This is a genomic window from Aeromicrobium tamlense, from assembly GCF_013408555.1.
Lineage (GTDB): Bacteria > Actinomycetota > Actinomycetes > Propionibacteriales > Nocardioidaceae > Aeromicrobium > Aeromicrobium tamlense.
Genome location: NZ_JACBZN010000001.1, coordinates 3,205,601 through 3,223,865 on the forward strand (window position 1 = coordinate 3,205,601; position 18,265 = coordinate 3,223,865).

General features: G+C 70.7%; 19 protein-coding genes and 1 tRNA gene. 10 read left to right on the top strand and 10 right to left on the bottom strand.

Annotated features, from left to right (window positions below; genetic code table 11):
• The first annotated feature begins 64 nt into the window (after positions 1–64).
• Complete coding sequence (locus BJ975_RS15675; protein ID WP_179427608.1) at positions 65–346, top strand: antibiotic biosynthesis monooxygenase; 282 nt, start codon at positions 65–67, stop codon at positions 344–346.
• Between the two features lie 53 nt (positions 347–399).
• Here the strand turns inward: BJ975_RS15675 and BJ975_RS15680 are convergent.
• Positions 400–489, bottom strand: a tRNA-Ser gene (locus BJ975_RS15680).
• Positions 490–565: 76 nt separating this feature from the next.
• Here BJ975_RS15680 and BJ975_RS15685 point away from each other — a divergent pair.
• Positions 566–1,621: a YdcF family protein gene (locus tag BJ975_RS15685; protein WP_179427610.1), complete on the top strand. Its 1,056-nt coding sequence runs from the start codon at positions 566–568 to the stop codon at positions 1,619–1,621.
• A gap of 118 nt (positions 1,622–1,739) precedes the next feature.
• Here BJ975_RS15685 and BJ975_RS15690 read toward each other — a convergent pair whose 3' ends face one another.
• The 4 genes from BJ975_RS15690 to BJ975_RS15705 all read right to left on the bottom strand — a co-directional run bounded on the left by BJ975_RS15690 (position 1,740) and on the right by BJ975_RS15705 (position 4,506).
• Positions 1,740–2,339, bottom strand: a complete 600-nt coding sequence (locus tag BJ975_RS15690; RefSeq protein WP_179427612.1) for a CE1759 family FMN reductase — start codon at positions 2,337–2,339, stop codon at positions 1,740–1,742.
• Entirely contained in the window at positions 2,336–3,433 is a 1,098-nt protein-coding gene (locus BJ975_RS15695) for an LLM class flavin-dependent oxidoreductase (protein ID WP_179428384.1), read from the bottom strand. Before BJ975_RS15695 ends, BJ975_RS15690 begins: the two co-directional genes overlap by 4 nt.
• Before the next feature lie 174 nt (positions 3,434–3,607).
• Positions 3,608–4,030: a tRNA adenosine(34) deaminase TadA gene (gene tadA, locus BJ975_RS15700; RefSeq protein WP_179428386.1), complete on the bottom strand. Its 423-nt coding sequence runs from the start codon at positions 4,028–4,030 to the stop codon at positions 3,608–3,610.
• Positions 4,031–4,044: 14 nt separating this feature from the next.
• Positions 4,045–4,506, bottom strand: coding sequence for a tRNA adenosine deaminase-associated protein (locus BJ975_RS15705; protein ID WP_179427614.1), 462 nt, complete (start codon positions 4,504–4,506; stop codon positions 4,045–4,047).
• Positions 4,507–4,552: 46 nt separating this feature from the next.
• Between BJ975_RS15705 and upp the strand changes: the two genes are divergently transcribed.
• The 3 genes from upp to BJ975_RS15720 are packed head-to-tail and all read left to right on the top strand — an operon-like array spanning position 4,553 to position 7,703.
• Positions 4,553–5,194, top strand: a complete 642-nt coding sequence (gene upp / locus BJ975_RS15710; RefSeq protein ID WP_179427616.1) for a uracil phosphoribosyltransferase — start codon at positions 4,553–4,555, stop codon at positions 5,192–5,194.
• Positions 5,194–6,195, top strand: a complete 1,002-nt coding sequence (locus tag BJ975_RS15715) for an adenosine deaminase (RefSeq protein ID WP_179427618.1) — start codon at positions 5,194–5,196, stop codon at positions 6,193–6,195. The genes upp and BJ975_RS15715 overlap by 1 nt, the downstream gene beginning before the upstream one ends.
• Positions 6,196–6,248: 53 nt before the next feature.
• Positions 6,249–7,703, top strand: coding sequence for an MFS transporter (locus tag BJ975_RS15720; protein WP_317628244.1), 1,455 nt, complete (start codon positions 6,249–6,251; stop codon positions 7,701–7,703).
• 100 nt (positions 7,704–7,803) lie between these two features.
• On the opposite strand, the gene pntB is transcribed toward BJ975_RS15720, so the two are convergent.
• Complete coding sequence (gene pntB / locus BJ975_RS15725; RefSeq protein WP_179427620.1) at positions 7,804–9,210, bottom strand: Re/Si-specific NAD(P)(+) transhydrogenase subunit beta; 1,407 nt, start codon at positions 9,208–9,210, stop codon at positions 7,804–7,806.
• Positions 9,211–9,221: 11 nt separating this feature from the next.
• Complete coding sequence (locus BJ975_RS15730; RefSeq protein ID WP_218846854.1) at positions 9,222–10,763, bottom strand: Re/Si-specific NAD(P)(+) transhydrogenase subunit alpha; 1,542 nt, start codon at positions 10,761–10,763, stop codon at positions 9,222–9,224.
• Positions 10,764–10,936: 173 nt separating this feature from the next.
• On the opposite strand from BJ975_RS15730, the gene BJ975_RS15735 reads away from it, so the two are divergent.
• Positions 10,937–11,827, top strand: a complete 891-nt coding sequence (locus tag BJ975_RS15735) for an SDR family oxidoreductase (RefSeq protein WP_179427624.1) — start codon at positions 10,937–10,939, stop codon at positions 11,825–11,827.
• A gap of 1 nt (position 11,828) precedes the next feature.
• Here BJ975_RS15735 and BJ975_RS15740 read toward each other — a convergent pair whose 3' ends face one another.
• Complete coding sequence (locus BJ975_RS15740) at positions 11,829–12,470, bottom strand: ACT domain-containing protein (RefSeq protein WP_407647440.1); 642 nt, start codon at positions 12,468–12,470, stop codon at positions 11,829–11,831.
• A gap of 95 nt (positions 12,471–12,565) precedes the next feature.
• Here BJ975_RS15740 and BJ975_RS17200 point away from each other — a divergent pair, with 95 nt between their 5' ends.
• Entirely contained in the window at positions 12,566–13,288 is a 723-nt protein-coding gene (locus tag BJ975_RS17200) for a DapH/DapD/GlmU-related protein (protein ID WP_179427628.1), read from the top strand.
• A 17-nt stretch (positions 13,289–13,305) separates the two neighbouring features.
• Positions 13,306–14,145: a non-homologous end joining protein Ku gene (ku, locus tag BJ975_RS15750; RefSeq protein ID WP_179427630.1), complete on the top strand. Its 840-nt coding sequence runs from the start codon at positions 13,306–13,308 to the stop codon at positions 14,143–14,145.
• A gap of 1 nt (position 14,146) precedes the next feature.
• Here ku and BJ975_RS15755 read toward each other — a convergent pair whose 3' ends face one another.
• Positions 14,147–14,914 carry a GAF and ANTAR domain-containing protein gene (locus BJ975_RS15755; RefSeq protein ID WP_179427632.1) on the bottom strand — a complete coding sequence of 256 codons (768 nt, stop codon included), beginning with the start codon at positions 14,912–14,914 and terminating at the stop codon, positions 14,147–14,149.
• Between the two features lie 53 nt (positions 14,915–14,967).
• Between BJ975_RS15755 and BJ975_RS15760 the strand changes: the two genes are divergently transcribed.
• The gene (locus BJ975_RS15760; RefSeq protein WP_179427634.1) at positions 14,968–17,376 is read left to right on the top strand and encodes an ATP-dependent DNA ligase; all 2,409 of its coding nucleotides are present in this window, start codon (positions 14,968–14,970) and stop codon (positions 17,374–17,376) included.
• Between the two features lie 42 nt (positions 17,377–17,418).
• A complete protein-coding gene (locus tag BJ975_RS15765; protein ID WP_179427636.1) occupies positions 17,419–17,880 on the top strand; it encodes a hypothetical protein in 462 nt (153 codons plus the stop codon).
• A gap of 61 nt (positions 17,881–17,941) precedes the next feature.
• Here BJ975_RS15765 and BJ975_RS15770 read toward each other — a convergent pair whose 3' ends face one another.
• Positions 17,942–18,115, bottom strand: coding sequence for a CsbD family protein (locus tag BJ975_RS15770; protein ID WP_179427638.1), 174 nt, complete (start codon positions 18,113–18,115; stop codon positions 17,942–17,944).
• Positions 18,116–18,265 lie beyond the last annotated feature (150 nt).

Genomic DNA, 18,265 nt, shown 5'->3' on the forward strand with positions numbered 1-18,265 from the left:
GGTACGTCGCACGCGGCCCGATCGCACCGGTCTCGACGACCCCATGTCGTGCTTGACTCCGATCATGACCTTCGCCGTCGTCTCGGTGCACTCGCCCAAGCCCGAGCACCGTGCCGCCGTGATCGACTCGATGCAGCGCTACAGCCGGGTCGCGCGCGAGCAGCCCGGGCTGGAGTGGACGGGCGTCGTGGACGACGCGAGCGGCCGTCTCGTGGGCATCGCGCTGTGGGAGTCCGAGGAGGCCGCGGCCGCCGCGCGCCCGGCACTCATGGCCGAGGTCGGCGATGATCCCTTCGCCGACTGGGACGAGCAGCCGATCGACGGGCTGCGCGGCCTCGTGCGCTGACTCGGAAGGCGAGAACCCCGCCGAGCTCGCGCTCGACGGGGTCCTGATCCTGCTGGCGGTGGCGGTGGGATTTGAACCCACGGTGGGCGTGAACCCACACACGCTTTCGAGGCGTGCTCCTTAGGCCGCTCGGACACGCCACCGCCGAGGAGTTTACGTCAGTCACCCCGCCGCGGCCCAATCGGGGCGGTCAAGGGGTCGGGGGCCTAGGGTTCAGGCGTGGGGTGGGCTCTCGTCGCGCTGCTGGCGCTCGCGGCCGGAGTGACTGCGTGGCAGGACCCGCGTCGGCTCCGCATCGGCGTCTACCTCACGCTCGCGATCGGTCTGGCGGTCGTGGGTCTGCTCGGCCGGCTCGCGCTCCTGATCGCCGGATCCGACGATCCGCTGCGGCTCGCGTGGGCGCTGCTGATCGCCCTCGGCGTCGCGTTCTCGGCCGTGGTCGTCCTCGGCCTGGCCAGTGTCGCGAACGGAATCCTCATGATCCGGCGGGAGGGCCGGCGCCCGGCCAATCTGCTCTCGCTCGTGTTCGGGCTCGGCGTGCTGGGCTACTGCGCGCTGATCGTCGTCATGTGGTGGGTCGACCGGAACCACACGGACGTGGCCCTCGAGCTGTTCTTCTGGATCGTCGCGATCGGCGTCCCGTTGGGCTACCTGGCGTTCGTGTTCGTGGCGTTCGTCGGCTACGGGCTGCTGTACGGCTGGGCCGCCGATCGCTGGGCCAGGCCGGTCGACGCGGTCATCGTCCTCGGCGCCGGGCTGAGCGGCGAGCGGGTGACGCCGCTGCTGGCCTCGCGGCTCGACCGCGGCAGGCAGGCGCTCGAGCGATCGCGGTCGCGCGGGAAGGACACCCATCTCATCTGCTCGGGCGGGCAGGGGCCGGACGAGGTCGTGCCGGAGGCGGTCGCGATGGCGAACCACCTCGCCGAGCAGGGTGTCGACCGCGACCTGCTGTGGTTGGAGGACGCCTCGACCTCGACGGAGGAGAACCTGCGGTTCAGCGCCCGCGTCGCCGCCGAGCACGGCGTGGAGTCCGGTCGGTTCGCCGTCGTCACGAACGACTTCCACGTGCTGCGCGCGGCGCTGCTGCTGCATCGGATGGGGCTCGAGGGCCACGGCCTCGGCGCGCGCACCGCGCGCTACTTCTGGCCCAGCGCGATCCTGCGCGAGTACGCCGCGATCCTGTGGGAGCACCGCCGCCTCAACACGGTCCTGCTGGCGCTCTCCTGCGTCCCGATGGCGCTGCTCCTCGTGCGCACCGTCGCCTCCGGGACCTGAGACGCCGCCACCCGCCCCTCCGACTCCACTTTCGGAACGGCTTGCACGCTTTCCTGCGGCGGAAAGGTGCATCCCGTTCCAGAAGTGGGCATGGGGCCGGCGGCGGAGCGTCCGGAGGTCAGCCGGGCTGGCTGATCGACAGCATCGTCTCGCTGAAGAGGTCGATCTCGTCGTCCTTCGAGCGGCCCGAGCCGGCGCCGGCGAGCAGGCTGGCGAGCTCGCCAGCCGCCCGCTCGATGCGCGACTGGAGGGTGCCCTCGCCGGCCGAGCCCCAGTCGTGCGGGCTGGCGAAGACGCCCGTCGGCACGACCACGGCCTGCAGGTAGGCGAACAGCGGCCGCAGCGCGAAGTCGATCACGAGCGAGTGGCGAGCCGTGCCACCCGTTGCGGCGAGCAGCACGACCTTGCCGATCAGCGCGTCGTTGTCGAGCGCGTCGACGAACGACTTGAACAGGCCCGGGTAGGAGGCCTTGAACGTCGGCACCACGACGATCAGCGCGTCGGCCTCGCCGACCTGGTCGTACACGTGCTGCAGGCGCGGGGCCGCGAAGCCGGTGAGCGCCGCATCGGTGATCTCGTGCGCGAAGTCGCGCAGGTTGACGACCTCGATGCTGGCGCCGCCGAGGGCGGAGCCGGAGGCGGCGGCGAGCCGGTCGGCCAGCATGCGCGTGGTCGACGGCTCGCCGACACCGGCGGACAGGGCGACGATGCGGGTCATGCGGGCACTTCCTCTTCGATCGCCGCGTCGCGGGCGGCGACACGGGCGGCGTGGGTGGGGGCGTCCGGCACATCGGCCGGTCGGCGCGCGTCGAACTCGGCGCGCATGGTGGGCAGGATCTCGCCGAGCAGGTCGAGCTGCTCGAGCACCGTCTTCAGCGGCAGGCCCGCGTGGTCGACGAGGAACAGCTGGCGCTGGTAGTCGCCGAAGTAGTCCGCGAACGCGAGCGTGCGCTCGAGGACCTGCTGCGGGCTGCCGACCGTGAGGGGCGTCTGCTCGGTGAAGTCCTCCATGCTCGGCCCGTGTCCGTAGACGGGGGCGTTGTCGAAGTACGGCCGGAACTCGTTGACCGCGTCCTGGCTGTTCTTGCGCATGAAGAACTGACCGCCGAGACCGACGATCGCCTGCTCCGGGGTGCCGTGCCCGTAGTGGGCGTAGCGCTGCCGGTAGAAGTTGATCAGCCGGATGTAGTGCTCCTTGGGCCAGAAGATGTTGTTGGCGAAGTAGCCGTCGCCGTAGAACGCGGCCAGCTCGGCCACCTCGGGCGTGCGGATCGAGCCGTGCCACACGAACGGCGCGACGCCGTCGAGCGGCGCGGGCGTCGAGGTGTAGCCCTGCAGCGGGGTGCGGAACTTGCCCTCCCAGTTGACGACCGGCTCGCTCCAGAGCTTCTGCAGCAGCTGGTAGTTCTCGATCGTCAGCTCGACGGCCTTGCTGATGTCCTTGCCGAACCACGGGTAGACCGGGGCGGTGTTGCCGCGGCCGAGCATGAGGTCCATGCGGCCGTCGACGAGGTGCTGCAGCGTCGCGTAGTCCTCGGCGATCTTGACCGGGTCGTTGGTCGTGATGAGGGTCGTCGAGGTCGACAGGATGATCTTCTCGGTCTGCGCGCCGATGTAGGCCAGCGTCGTCGTGGGGCTGGAGGGCACGAACGGCGGGTTGTGGTGCTCGCCGGTGGCGAAGACGTCCAGCCCGACCTCCTCGGCCTTCTTGGCGATCTCGACCGTGGCCTTGATGCGCTCGTGCTCGGTCGGGGTCGAGCCGTTCGTGGGGTCGGTGGTGACGTCGCCGACGGTGAAGATGCCGATCTGCATGCTGCTCATGTCCTCAGTCTCCCAGAAGATAGTTAAACATTCAACTAGTGGAACGCTGGAGTGTCGGGACTATTCCCGGCGAGGTCACTGAACGAGGTTTCCTGTCACTTCACGAGGTTCGCAAACCTCGTGAAGTGACGGTTTCCCCGGTTAACCGGGGAAACTGCGGACTCGTCAGCGCCCGAAGAAGGAGCGCAGCAGCACGGAGGAGTCGTCGGGCAGGACGTCGGCGAGGACCTCGGGCCGGTGGTTGAGGCGCCGGTCGCGCACCACGTCCCACAGCGAGCCGACGGCGCCGGCCTTCTCGTCCCAGGCGCCGAACACGAGCCGGTCGACGCGTGAGGAGACCACCGCGCCGGCGCACATCGTGCAGGGCTCGAGCGTGACGACGAGCGTGCAGCCGTCGAGGCGCCAGCGCCCGAGGGCGGCCGCAGCCGCACGCAGCGCCACGATCTCGGCGTGGCCGGTGGGGTCGGCGTCGCGCTCGCGGGTGTTGCGGCCCTCGCCGACGATCTCGCCCTCGTGCACCACCACGGCGCCCACGGGCACGTCGCCCTCGGCCGCGGCCTCGCGCGCCAGCTCGAGCGCCCGCCGCATGTACGGGTCCCAGGTCACCCGACGATCGCCTCGAACTGGTCGCCGAACCCGAGCTTCTCGGCGAGGTCGGCTAGCGCCTCGTCGGGGAACAGGTCGTCGTCGTCGCACAGCAGGCTCAGCTCGACGGACGCCAGACCGAGGTCGCTCACGATGTCGAGGTCGCCCACGGGCATCGGCTCCTCGTCGCCGTCGGGAGCGTTCACCAGCTCGGCCAGGTCGGCGGCGATGGGCCAGTCCCACACGGCCGTCGCGTCGGACAGCAGCGCCCGCACGTGCTCGCCGCTGCGGCGCACGATCACGAAGAAGTCGTCGTTGACCGAGGCCAGTCCGAGCACCCCCACCTCGGAGGGGAATCGCGCGAGCGCGGCGGTGAGTCCGTCGAAGTCCTCACCCAGCCGGGGCGGGAGTTCGACGACGGTCCACGCACCCTCGTCGCGGTACGCGGCGATCACGAAGTCGACGTCGTCCTCGGCCACTCTGCGATGGTGACAGACGCCCGCGACCGGCCGCTACCCTCGAGGCATGCGTGTTCACGTCGCCGACCATCCCCTGATCTCCCACAAGCTCTCCGTGCTGCGCGACGCGAGCACCGACTCGCCCACGTTCCGGCGCCTCACCGAGGAGCTCGTGACCCTGCTGGCCTACGAGGCCACGCGCGAGGTCAGCGTCGAGCCCGTCGAGGTGACCACCCCGCTCACCACCACCGAGGGCGTCCGGCTCACCAGCCCCGGCCCGCTGGTCGTGCCGATCCTGCGCGCCGGGCTCGGCATGCTCGAGGGCATGCAGCGGCTGCTGCCCACGGCCGAGGTCGGCTTCCTGGGGATGATCCGCAACGAGACCACCTTCGAGGCCGAGACCTACGCCGAGCGCCTGCCCGACCGTCTCGACGGCCGCCAGTGCTACGTGCTCGACCCGATGCTGGCCACGGGCGGCACCCTCGCGATGGCGATCGACTTCCTGGTGAAGCGCGGTGCCCGCGAGATCACCGCGATCACACTGCTGTCGGCGCCCGAGGGCATCGAGCGGCTCGAGCGCGACACCGCCCACATCGACGCCCCGCTCAACCTGTTCTCCGCCGGCCTCGACGAGCGCCTCGACGAGAACGGCTACATCGTGCCGGGCCTGGGCGACGCCGGCGACCGCCTCTACGGCGTCGTGGACTGATGCACGAGTTCATCGCGGCGCTGCCGAAGGCCGAGCTCCACGTCCACCACGTCGGCTCCGCCTCGCCCGAGACCGTCGCCGAGCTCGCCTCGCGCCACACCGACTCGCCCGTCCCCGCCGATCCCGGGGCACTGGCCGAGTACTTCACCTTCACCGACTTCGCGCACTTCATCGAGGTCTACCTGTCGGTGGTCGACCTGCTGCGCACGCCCGAGGACATCTGGACGCTGACCCACGAGGTCGGCCGTGACCTCGCCGCGCAGAACGTCCGGTACGCCGAGCTGACGATGACGCCCTACACCTCGATCGTGCGCGGCATCCCCGCCGAGGCGTACGTCGAGGCCATCGAGGACGCCCGCCAGGCCGCCGAGCGTGACTTCGGCGTGGCCCTGCAGTGGATCTTCGACATCCCCGGCGAGTCCGGCATCCCGGCCGCCGACGTCACCCTCGACACGGCGCTGCGGCTCGGCCCCGGCTCGCTCGTCGGCTTCGGCCTGGGCGGCCCCGAGATCGGCGTGCCGCGTCCACAGTTCGCCCCGCACTTCGAGCGCGCGAGGGCCGCCGGCCTGCACAGCGTGCCGCACGCCGGCGAGTCCACCGGTCCCGAGTCGATCCGCGACAGCCTCGACCACCTCGGCGCCGAGCGGATCGGCCACGGCATCGCCGCCGCGCAGGACCCCGCGCTGATGGAGCGACTCGTCGCCGAGGGCGTCGCGCTCGAGGTGTGCCCCACGTCGAACGTCCGCACGCGCTCGGTGCCGTCGCTGGAGGAGCACCCGCTGCCCGTCCTCGTCGAGGCCGGCGTCACAGTGACGATCAACTCCGACGACCCGCCGATGTTCGGCACCACGCTGAACGCCGAGTACGCGGTCGCGGCCGACCTGCTGGGCCTCGACGAGGAGGGCCTGCGCGCGCTGGCCACCGCCGCCGTCGACGCCAGCTTCGCGTCCGACTCGATGAAGGCGCACCTGCGCGAGGAGATCTCCGCGGCGGGTCGCTGACCCCGCCGGCCGCTCGACAGGACAGGCGGCGCGCTCACCGGCACAGTGGTCGGGTGGGTGACCGAACGACGCGCGGGGGAGCCGATCCCCTCGCCGTCGACGAGCCCGATCCGCGGCGCTGGCACATCCTCGCGGTGACCCTCGTCGTCGGCTTCATGACCCTGCTCGACGTGACGGTCGTGAACGTCGCGGTGCCGTCGATCCGCGAGGGACTGGACGCCTCCGCCGGGACGGTGCAGTGGGTGGTCTCGGGCTACGCGCTGACCTTCGGCCTCGTGCTGGTGGCCGGCGGGCACCTCGGCGACGCGTACGGCCGGCGCCGGATCATGACGATCGGTCTCATCGCGTTCATCGTCGCCAGCGCCGCCGTCGGACTGGCGCCTGGTGCGGGCTGGATGATCGCGGCGCGGCTGGCCCAGGGCGCCGCCGCGGGCCTGCTCACGCCGCAGAACGCGGGACTGATCCAGGAGCTGTTCACCGGGCCGGAGCGCGGTCGCGCCTTCGGCTACTTCGGCCTGACGGTCGCGGTCGCATCCGGCATCGGGCCGGTCCTCGGCGGCGGCATCATCGCGCTGGCCGGCACCGACCTGGGCTGGCGGCTGATCTTCCTCGTCAACGTGCCCATCGGCCTCGTGGCACTCGTCGCGATCCGCCGCCTCGTGCCGGTGCCGCGCGGTGACGCCGACCGCGAGCACATCGACGTCGTGGGCGCGCTCATCCTCGGCCTGAGCGTGCTGTGCCTGCTGTACCCGCTCATCGCGGCCGAGTCCGGCGAGCGGCTGCCGCTGCTGCTCGTGCTGGCGGTGCTGCCGCTGGCGGTGGCGTTCGTGCGCTGGGAGCGCTCCGTGCGGGCCCGCGACCGGCAGCCGCTGCTCGACGTCGGGATGCTCTCCGAGCTGCCCACCTACGGCAGCGGCATCGTGATCGGCACCCTGTACTTCGCGGGCTTCACGGGCGTGTTCCTGACGTCGTCGGTGTGGCTGCAGGAGGTGCGCGACCTGAGCGCCCTGCAGAGCGGCCTGCTGCTGACCCCGTTCGCGGTCGGCGCCGCGATCACCTCGACCCCGGCGGGCCGACTGGTCAGTCGCGCCGGGCGCCTGGTGACGATCGTCGCGCTCGTCGTGATCATGGTCGGCTTCAGCGCGATGGCGTGGATGACGCCCGGGCAGACCGACCAGGCCCTGTGGTGGACCTTCGCGCCGCTGCTGCTGTTCGCCGGGCTCGGCGGCGGCGGCGTCGTCGCGCCCAACCAGACGCTCACGCTCCAGGACGTGCCGCCGAGCGTGGGAGGAGCCGCCGGCGGAGCCCTGCAGACCGGCCAGCGGATCGGGTCGGCACTCGGCACCGCGGCGCTGATGACCGTCTACGGGCTGACCGCATCGGCGCACGACGGCGACACGGCGCTGCGGGTCTCGCTGCTCGTCTCGGTCGTGGTGCTCGGCCTCGCGCTGGCGGTCGCGGTGGGCTCGCACGTGCAGGCCGGCCGGCGCGAGGCCGCGCCCGACTGACCTCCGACATGTGGAGCGCTCCCCACCCTTCTCAGCCCGCGAGTGCCGAGAAACGGTGGAGAGCGCTACACATCTGGCCCGCCGGGGGCGGCGCCGGGACTCAGAGAGCCTTGATGATGTCCTCGACGCGGTCCTTGGCGTCGCCGAACAGCATCTGGCTGTTCTCGCGGAAGAACAGCGGGTTCTGCACGCCCGCGTAGCCGGCGGCCATCGAGCGCTTGAACACGATGACGTTCTTGGCCTCCCACACGTGCAGGACGGGCATGCCGGCGATGGGGCTGGACGGGTCCTCGGCGGCGGCCGGGTTGACCGTGTCGTTGGCGCCGATGACGAGCACGACGTCGGTGTCCTTGAGGTCGTCGTTGATCTCGTCCATCTCGAGGACGATGTCGTACGGGACCTTGGCCTCGGCCAGGAGCACGTTCATGTGACCGGGCAGCCGACCGGCGACGGGGTGGATGCCGAAGCGGACGTCGACGCCCTTCTCGCGCAGGCGCGCGGTGAGGTCGGCGACCGGGTACTGCGCCTGCGCGACGGCCATGCCGTAGCCGGGCGTGATGACGACGCTCTTGGCGGACGAGAGCAGCTCGGCGGCGGCCTCGGCGTTGATCTCGCGGTGGTCGCCGTAGTCGGTGTCGTCGCCGGGGCCGGCCTCGATGCCGAAGCCGCCGGCGATGACGGAGATGAACGAGCGGTTCATCGCCTTGCACATGATGTAGGACAGGTAGGCACCGGAGGAGCCCACGAGCGCGCCCGTGATGATCAGCAGGTCGTTGTTCAGCAGGAAGCCCGAGGCGGCCGCGGCCCAGCCCGAGTAGCTGTTGAGCATCGAGACCACGACGGGCATGTCGCCGCCGCCGATCGAGGCGACCAGGTGCCAGCCGAGGCCGAGCGCGACCAGCGTGACCAGGATCAGCAGCCACAGCGCGGGGTCGACGACGAACCAGATGGTCAGGATCACGAACAGCGCGAGCGCGCCGAGGTTGATCCAGTTCTTGCCCGGCAGCACGAGCGGGGCGGACTTCATCTTGGCGCTCAGCTTGAGGTAGGCCACGATCGAGCCGGTCAGGGTGACCGCGCCGATGAACACGCCGATGAAGACCTCGGCGTTGTGGATGTCGAGCAGCGTCCCGGCGTCGCCGGGCAGGTCGTGCGGGAGGTCGCGGTAGCCCAGGTAGCCGTTCCAGCCGACCAGGACGGCCGCGAGGCCGACGAACGAGTGCAGCAGCGCGATGAGCTCGGGCATGCCGGTCATCTCGACGATCTTGGCGCGCCACAGGCCGATCGCGGCGCCGATCGCCATGGCGACGATCAGCAGGGCCAGACCGATGCCGGGCTCGTTGTCGACCACGAGGACGAACGTCGCGGCGAGCGCGATCGTCATGCCGGAGATGCCGAAGACGACGCCCCGGCGGGCGGTCTCGTGCTTGCTCAGCCCCGCGAGGCTGAGGATGAACAGCAGGGCGGCGACGAGGTACGCAGCGTTGGCGAGGGAGGAGGCAGTCACAGGTCAGCCCTTCACTTCGAGAACATGCTGAGCATGCGACGGGTCACGGCGAAGCCGCCGAAGACGTTGATGCTGGCGAAGAGGACGGCCACGAACGCCAGCGCCCGGATGACGTTGTCGTCGGCACCGATCTGGATCATGGCGCCGACCACGATGATGCCGCTGATCGCGTTGGTGACGCTCATGAGCGGCGTGTGCAGCGCGTGGTGCACGTGGCCGATCACGTAGTAGCCGATCACGATCGACAGCGCGAGCACGGTGAAGTGCTGCGGCAGCTGACCCGGCGCGGTGGCCAGGACCCACAGGAAGATCAGGACGCCCGCGGCGAGCGCGCCGATCTTGACGCCGGGGTTGACCGGCTTCTTCGGCTCGGGGGCCGGGGCGGGCTCCTTCGGCGCGGCGGCCGGGGCCGGCGCGGCCGAGACCTGCACCGGCGGCGGCGGCCAGGTCTTCTCGCCGTCGCGCACGACGGTGACGCCGCGCTGGACGACGTCGTCGAAGTCGAGGACGATCTGGCCGTCCTTGCCCGGCGTCAGCAGCTTGATGAGGTTCACCAGGTTGGTGCCGTACAGCTGCGAGGCCTGGGTGGGCAGGCGGCCCGCGAGGTCGGTGTAGCCCAGGATCGTGACGCCGTTGGCGGTGACGACCTTCTGGCCGGCGACCGAGCCCTCGACGTTGCCGCCCTGCGCGGCGGCCATGTCCACGATCACGCTGCCGGGCTTCATCGAGGCCACGTCGGCGGCGGTGATGAGGCGAGGCGCGGCGCGTCCCGGGATCAGGGCGGTGGTGACGATGATGTCGACGTCGGCGGCCTGCTCCGAGTAGATCTCCGCGGCGCGCTTGTCGTACGCCTCGCTGGTGGCCTTGGCGTAGCCGTCGGAGGAGACCTCCTTGGCCTCCTCGGGCACGACGACCTCGAGGTACTCCCCACCGATCGACTTGACCTGGTCGGCGACCTCCGGACGCGGGTCGGTGGCACGCACGATCGCACCGAGGCTCGACGCGGCGCCGATGGCCGCCAGGCCCGCGACTCCGGCGCCGGCGACCAGGACCTTGGCCGGCGGCACCTTGCCCGCGGCGGTGACCTGGCCGGTGAAGAACCGGCCGAACTCGTGGGCGGCCTCGACGACGGCGCGGTAGCCGGCGATGTTGGCCATGGAGGAGAGCACGTCCATGGACTGGGCGCGCGAGATGCGCGGCACCGCGTCCATCGCCAGCACCGTGATCGGTCGCGATGCCAGCTTCTCCACCAGGTCGGGGTTCAGGCCGGGGCTGATCATGCTGATCAGCGTCGCGCCGTCCAGCATCAGGGCGATCTCGATCTCGGTCGGCGCGTTGACCTTGAAGATCACGTCGCTGGCCCACGCGTCGGGCTTGTCGCTGATCGTGGCCCCGGCCGCCGCGTAGGCGTCGTCGCTGAAGCTCGAGGCCGCTCCGGCCCCGCTCTCCACCGTCACCAGATAGCCGAGATCGATCAGCTGCTTCACCGTCGCCGGAGTCGCGGCGACGCGAGTCTCGCCGGGCGCGGACTCCTTCACGACGCCGATCCGCATCGAGCCCAGATCGGGCAGGGGGGTGCTCATCCCGCAGACAATAGCCGGGTGTCTGCGGACCCGGCGCATGAGGTGTGTCACGTTACGGACAGGTAACACAGGGCCGGCGTGGCAATCGGTGCATGTGACATCGCCAGTGGCACATTTCACATACCGCCGGTATCTTGGCGGGCATGTCGTCTCTGAAGCCCCAGCAATTCCGCGGCAAGGTCGCGCTCATCACGGGTGCCGCGCGTGGCATCGGCGCCGCGGTGGCCCGGGCCTACGTCGTCCACGGCGGTCGCGTCGCCCTCGTCGGCCTCGAGCCCGACCTGCTGGAGGAGCTGAGCACCGAGCTCGGCGAGTCGGCCGCGTGGTGGCAGGCCGACGTCCGCAGCAGCGACCAGCTGCGCACCGCGATCGACGAGGCCGCGGCGTACTTCGGACGCCTCGACCACGTGGTGGCCAACGCGGGCATCGCGTCCTACGGCACCGTCCGCCAGATCGAGGACGACGCCTTCGAGCGCGTCATCGACGTCAACCTCAACGGCGTCTTCCGCACGGCCAAGTACGCGATCCCGCACCTGCGGGCCTCGAAGGGCTACCTGCTCGTCGTGTCGTCGCTGGCCGCCTTCTCCAACATCGCCGGACTCAGCTCCTACAGCGCCAGCAAGGCCGGCAACGAGGCGCTCGCCGTCGCGCTGCGCCAGGAGGTCGCGCACCTCGGGATCAAGGTGGGCATCTGCCACCCCTCGTGGATCGACACCGACATCGTCCGCAACGCCGAGGCCGACCTGCCCACCTTCAAGGCGATCCGTCGCAGGCTGCCGTATCCGGCGAACACCACCACCGACGTCGAGACCTGCGCGGAGAGGATCCTCGTGGGGCTGGCGAAGCGCAAGAGCCGTGTCTACGTCCCGCAGGCCGTGCTGCTGGCCAACTGGACGAAGGCGTTCGTGAACTCGCCGGCCACGTGGCCCTACGTACGGCTGCTGACCCGCCGAACGGTGCCGGCGCTGGAGCAGGAGGTCACGGCGCTCGGCCGCTTCCACCACGCGCACACGCCGGTGACGCCGCAGCAGTAGGTCAGTCGCCCTCGGTCTGCACCGAGGCGGCGAGCGAGACCATGTGGCCGAGGCGCGCGATCTCGGAGGGGAGGAACTCCGGACCTCCGTGGCGGCCGACGGCGACGAAGAACTCGGTGCCCGAGCGGGTGGTGCCGGGGGAGCCGGCCAGCACGGTGGAGTCCCAGGCCGCCACCTCGGGCAGCGCGCGGGCGCTCTCCACCTTCAGCCAGCCGTCGCAGTCGGGCACGACGCGCGGGGCCGCCGACGAGCCGAACATGAACGCCGCGCCCTCCTCGCCGGGGCCCACCGCCATCGCCCAGTCGGTGCGGAACGTGGAGGGGATGACCTCGACGAGCCGCTCGATCGCGAGATCGGGCTCGTCGGTGAAGGCCTCGACCGCCTCGAGGTCCATGCTGAGGTTGGCGCCGGCGGTGTAGCGGCTGATCCAGTGGACGTGCACGCCCTCGAGCGCCTGGCAGGCCGTGATGAGGGCGTCGGGCATGACGGTGTGCGGCAGCTCGAGCAGCACGTCGTCGACCGCGATGCCGTCGGAGCGGTGCTCGACGATCTCGATCGCCTCGATGTCGGCGCCGGCGCCACCGAGGGCCGTCGCGAGGGCGCCGAGGGAGCCCGGCACGTCGGGGAGCTCCACGCGCAACAGAAACGCCATGGCAGCCATTGTCGCGCGTCCCGATTGCAGGGAGGTAAACGCGGCGCTGGCGAGTCGCGTCCGGGCGCAGCCCCTAGGCTGGCGCCGTGGTGGAGCACGCACGCGGGACCGAGGGCCTGCGACTCGTCGGCTCGTCGCAGCTGGTGGCCGAGCCGCCGATCCGGATGCTGGGCGACCTGCTGGTCCGCGGCGGCACGACGCACGTCGGCGCGTTCACGAGCCTGGCCCACGGCGTCGAGACCCAGGGGGCCACGATCGGCCGCTACTGCGAGTTCGCCCCCGACATCCTGATCGGCGCCACCGGCCACCCGCTGACGTGGCTCGGCGTCAACTCCTTCCAGTACAAGAAGGCCACGTGGGGCTGGCACCCCTCGGCGTCGGAGTCCGAGGTCATCGACCCCGAGGCCGACGGGCGCCCCTCGTTCCGCGGCGAGCCGTCGGTGGTCGGGAACGACGTGTGGATCGGCGCGAAGGTCGTGGTCCTGCGCGGCGTCACGATCGGCGACGGCGCGGTCGTGGCCGCTGGCGCGGTGGTCACCGAGGACGTGGCGCCCTACTCGATCGTCGGCGGCATCCCGGCCCGACCGATCCGCGACCGCGTCGACCCCGCCACCCGCGAACGACTGCTCGAGCTGGCCTGGTGGCGGTTCTCGCCCAACCAGCTGGCCGGCGTGACCTTCGACGACCTGCCGCGCGCGATCGCGCAGCTCGAGGAGCGGCTGCCCGGCCTCGAGCCGTATGAGCCCGGGTTCGTGCCCGTCGAGCGCCCGCAGCGAACCGACGCCAAGCGGTCGCGCTGGAGGCGCTGAAGGCGGATACTGGCTGGATGCGAGCCATCTGGAAGGGCGCGATCAGCTTCGGGCTGGTCCATGTGCCGGTGAAGGTGTACTCCGCCACCGAGAGCCACGACGTGTCGCTGCACCAGGTCCACGACGAGGACGGCGGGCGCATCCGCTACGAGCGCCGCTGCGAGATCTGCAAGGAAGTCGTTCCCTACAAGAACATCGACAAGGCCTACGACGACGGCGAGAAGACGATCGTCCTCACGGACGAGGACCTCAAGTCGCTGCCCGCCGAGCGCAGCCACGAGATCGACGTCGTCGAGTTCGTGCCCGACGACCAGATCGACGTCCTGCGCCTGGGCAACCCCTACTTCCTCGAGCCCGAGGAGAAGGCGCTCAAGCCCTACACGCTGCTGCGCCGCGCGCTCGAGGACACCGAGCGCACCGCCGTGGTCACGTTCGCGCTGCGCCAGCGCACCCGCCTGGGCGCCCTGCGCGTACGCGATGGTGTGCTCGTGCTGCAGACCCTGCTGTGGGACGACGAGGTCCGCACGGCGGACTTCCCCGTGCTGGAGAACACCGCGAAGGTCACCGACAAGGAGCTCGCGATGGCGGGCCAGCTGATCGAGTCGCTCGCGGGCGACTTCGACGCCAGCCAGTTCACCGACGACTACCAGGAGCAGCTCAAGACCCTCATCGAGGCCAAGCGCAAGGCGGGCGAGGGCATCGAGACCGAGGCCACCTTCGGCGAGCAGGAGGAGGAGGGCGGCGAGGTCGTCGACCTCATGGAGGCGCTGCGACGCAGTGTCGAAGCGCGCAAGGGCGACGCGAAGTCCGACGGCAAGCCCAAGAAGAAGGCGGCGAAGAAGAAGTCGTCGGCCTGAGTCAGGCCGGCTGCGGGTCGCCGTTCTCGGGAGCGTTCTTCGGAGGATCGGCCATGAGGGACTCCGGCACGTCCACGCGAATGGTGCCGGGGAACTCCGACACGGGACGCTTGCGGTTCTCCACGACCCAGGTCGCCACGGCGTGCAGCTTCTGGTTGTGGTTCTGGGAGTAGCGACGCAGCACGTCGAACGCGCGGTCGGCCTCGATGTCGAAGCGCTCCATCAGTATTCCCTGGGCCTGCCCTATGACCTTGCGGGCATCGATCGCGTGGAGCAGTCCCTGCTCGTGGTGCGCGTTGGCCAGGGCGACCGAGGCGTGGCGGGCGAAGATCAGCGCGGTGGCCAGATCGTTCCCGTCGAACGCGTCGGGCCGGTCGGCGTACAGGTTGAGCGATCCGTAGCGGCGCTCGCGGGTCTCCAGCAGCACGCTCATCGCACTGCGGATGCCCAGGTCGCCCGCGGCCCGGCCCCACTTGGGCCAGCGCGGGTCGAGGCTGACGTCGTTCGAGACGAAGCTGCCGCCGGCCTCGAGCGCGTCCAGGCAGGGGCCCTCGTCGAGCTCGCGCTGGAGCTCGTGCGACCGGATCACCCGCTCGGAGGTCGTCGACGCCGTCTCGATGCGCGTGCGCGAGTGGACCAGCATGATGCCGGCGTCATCACACTCGGCGGCCTTGCGGGCATATTCGGTGATGCGTTCCACGGTCTTCTCCGTGGTCGGCTGCTCGTGCAGGTCGAGCGCCACCTCGGAGAAGAAGTCAAGCACGGACACGGCCGCTCCTTCACACTGGTGACTACGAACAGTACGCGGAGGGGGTCAAGGTCGTGGCAGGCGCGTCCACCCAAACCGTCTCGGTGGACGGACGGCTGTTGAGGCTGACGAACAGCGACAAGCCGATGTACCCGGCGACGGGCACCACGAAGGCCGACGTCATCTCGTACTACGTGCAGGTCGCGCCGTGGCTGCTGCCGCACCTCGCGGGGCGTCCGGTCACCCGCAAGCGCTGGGTGAACGGCACCGGCCCGGGGGCCGAGGTCTTCTTCGAGAAGAACCTGCCGGACTCCGCGCCCGACTGGATCCGCCGGGTCACGATCAAGCACAAGTCGCGCACGAACGTCTACCCGATCTTCGAGTCCGTGGCCGACCTCGCCTGGGCCGGACAGGTCGCCGCGCTGGAGCTGCACGTGCCGCAGTGGCAGGTCGACGCCACCGGCGTGCCGCAGAACCCGGACCGTCTCGTGATCGACCTCGACCCCGGCCCGGGAACGGGGCTGCCGGAGTGCGTCGAGGTCGCGCACGCGGCGCGCGAGCTGCTGGCCGACATCGGGGTCGAGTGCTTCCCGGTCACCAGCGGCAGCAAGGGCATCCACCTGTTCGCGCACCTCGACGGCACGCACGACTCCGACTACGTCAACGCCTTCGCGAAGCAGGTCGCGCAGGCGCTCGAGGCGTCGATGCCCGAGCTCGTCGTGAGCGACATGAGCAAGGCGAAGCGCGCGGGCAAGGTCCTGGTGGACTGGAGCCAGAACAACGGCGCGAAGACCACGATCTCGCCGTACTCCCTGCGCGGCCGCGACGAGCCCACCGTGGCGGTGCCGCGCGACTGGGACGAGCTCGACGAGGACCTGCGCCACCTCACGATCGACGAGGTGCCGGCGCGGCTGGCCGAGCGGGGCGACCCGATGGCGTCGCTCGCCGGACCCGTGGCCGACAGGCTCTCCACCTACCGGTCGATGCGCGACGCCAGCCGGACCCCGGAGCCCGTGCCCGACTCGGTGGTGCGCGGCCGCGACGGCGACCCGATCTTCGTCATCCAGGAGCACCACGCGCGCCGGCTGCACTGGGACTTCCGGCTCGAGCGCGACGGCGTGCTGGTCTCGTGGGCGCTGCCGAAGGGCGTGCCGGACTCCACCAGCGGCAACCACCTCGCGGTCCAGACCGAGGACCACCCGATGGAGTACGCGACCTTCGCGGGGAGCATCCCGAAGGGCGAGTACGGCGCGGGCGACGTCACGATCTGGGACCACGGCCACTTCGACCTCGAGAAGTGGAACGACCACGAGGTGATCGCGACGCTGCACGGCACGCAGGAGGGCGGGCTCGGTGGCTCGAAGCGGCTCGCCCTCATCAAGACGGGCGAGAACTGGCTGATCCACCTCATGAAGGACCAGCAGCCCGGGGCGCCGTCCACGACCTCGCGACCGAAGGCGACGAAGGGCACGAAGCCGGCGAAGAAGAAGGCACCGGCGGGACGCTCGGGCTTCGTCCCGCCGATGCTCGCGGTGCTCGCGGGCGGCCGCGACGCCTCCGGTGACGGGTGGGCCTACGAGCTGAAGTGGGACGGCATCCGGTGCGTCGCGGTGGTCTCGGGCGAGGACGTGCGGCTGTACTCGCGCAACCACAACGACGTCAGCGCCAGCTATCCCGAGCTCGTCGAGGAGCTCGCCGCGATGGGGCTCGACACGGTCCTCGACGGCGAGATCGTCGCGATGGACGAGCGTGGCATCCCCTCCTTCGGCCGGCTGCAGCAGCGGATGGGCGTCACCAAGCCGGGTGACGTGGAGCGACTCCGGCGCACGACGCCCGTGCAGCTGATGCTGTTCGACCTCCTCGAGCGCGACGGCACCTCGCTGCGCGACCTCCCCTACGACGACCGCCGAGACGCGCTGGAGGAGCTCGACCTCGAGTCCGAGCTGGTGCACGCGCCGCCCGCCCACGGCGGCACGATCGACGAGGCCGTGGCGCTGAGCCGGAGCCACCAGCTGGAGGGCATCGTGGCCAAGCGGCGCGCGTCCACGTACGACCCCGGTGCGCGCTCCACCGACTGGCTCAAGATCAAGAACCAGGACACGCAGGAGATCGTCATCGGCGGCTGGCGCCCGAGCAGTGGCGGGCGCGGGATCGGATCGCTGCTCGTGGGCGTGCCCGTGGAGGGAGGCCTGCGCTACCTCGGCCGTGTCGGCACGGGCTACAGCAACGCCGAGCGGCTCAAGCTCCGCTCGCTCCTCGACCCGCTCGAGCGGAAGACCTCGCCGTTCGTCGACGAGGTCGAGTCCGCGGCCTCCCGCGATGCCACCTGGGTGACGCCGCGGCTGGTCGGCGAGGTCGTCTACGGCGACTGGTCGCCCGCGGGGCACCTGCGACACGCCAGCTGGCGCGGCCTGCGACCGGACAAGGACGCGGCCGACGTGGTGCTCGAGGCGGCTGCCGAGGTGCGACTGACCCCGCCGTGAGACACGATGGAGGTCCGACGACATCTGTGCGAAGGAGCCATTGTGGGCAAGAAGAGCGTGAAGGATCACGTCGACACCGTCGTGGAGCAGCTGCCGGACGCGTCCGAGCTGCGCGACCTCCGGGACCAGCTGGTGGAGCGTCTTCCCGACCGAGCCGAGTGGCTGGCGCTGCGCGACGATCTCATGGAGAAGCTCCCGGACAAGACCGAGCTGCTCGACCTGCGTGACAACCTGGTCGACAAGCTGCCCGACGAGGTCAGCGACAAGCTGCCGATCGAGAAGCGCCAGCGCTTCCGCGGCCTGCGGAAGGTCGCGTTCGTGGGCCTGCTGACCGCCGGCATCGCGGGCGTCGTGGCCTTCTTCAAGGCCCGGTCCGCCGACCAGCCGACGTACACGGCCTCGACCTACACGACGCCGGGTCGGCCGACGACCTCCACGACGCCGACCACGCCCACGGGCGACGTCGGTGCCACGGGCACGGTCACGCCGCCGCCGACCGTCTGACCGACACACGAGCGAGGGCCCCGGGAATCTCTTCCCGGGGCCCTCGTCGTTGGTTCGGTGATCAGTGCTTGAACGCGTCCTTCACGTTCTCGCCGGCCTGCTTGACGTCGGACTTGGCCTGGTCGCCCTTGCCCTCGGCCTCGAGGCGCTCGTTGTCGGTCGCCTTGCCGGTGGCCTCCTTGGCCTTGCCCTTGACGTCCTCGGCGGCGTTCTTCAGCTTGTCGTCAAGTCCCATGATCTCCACCTTCGCTCGGGGGTCTGTTCTTGTCTCCATGCCACCACGGACGCACGGTGTCCGCATCTTCAGAGGGACGCGGCACGCGTGTTGCGGGCAGGTGAAACCTCTGGCGTTCCAGTGACGCGCGCCACGTCCGTCGTACAGGAT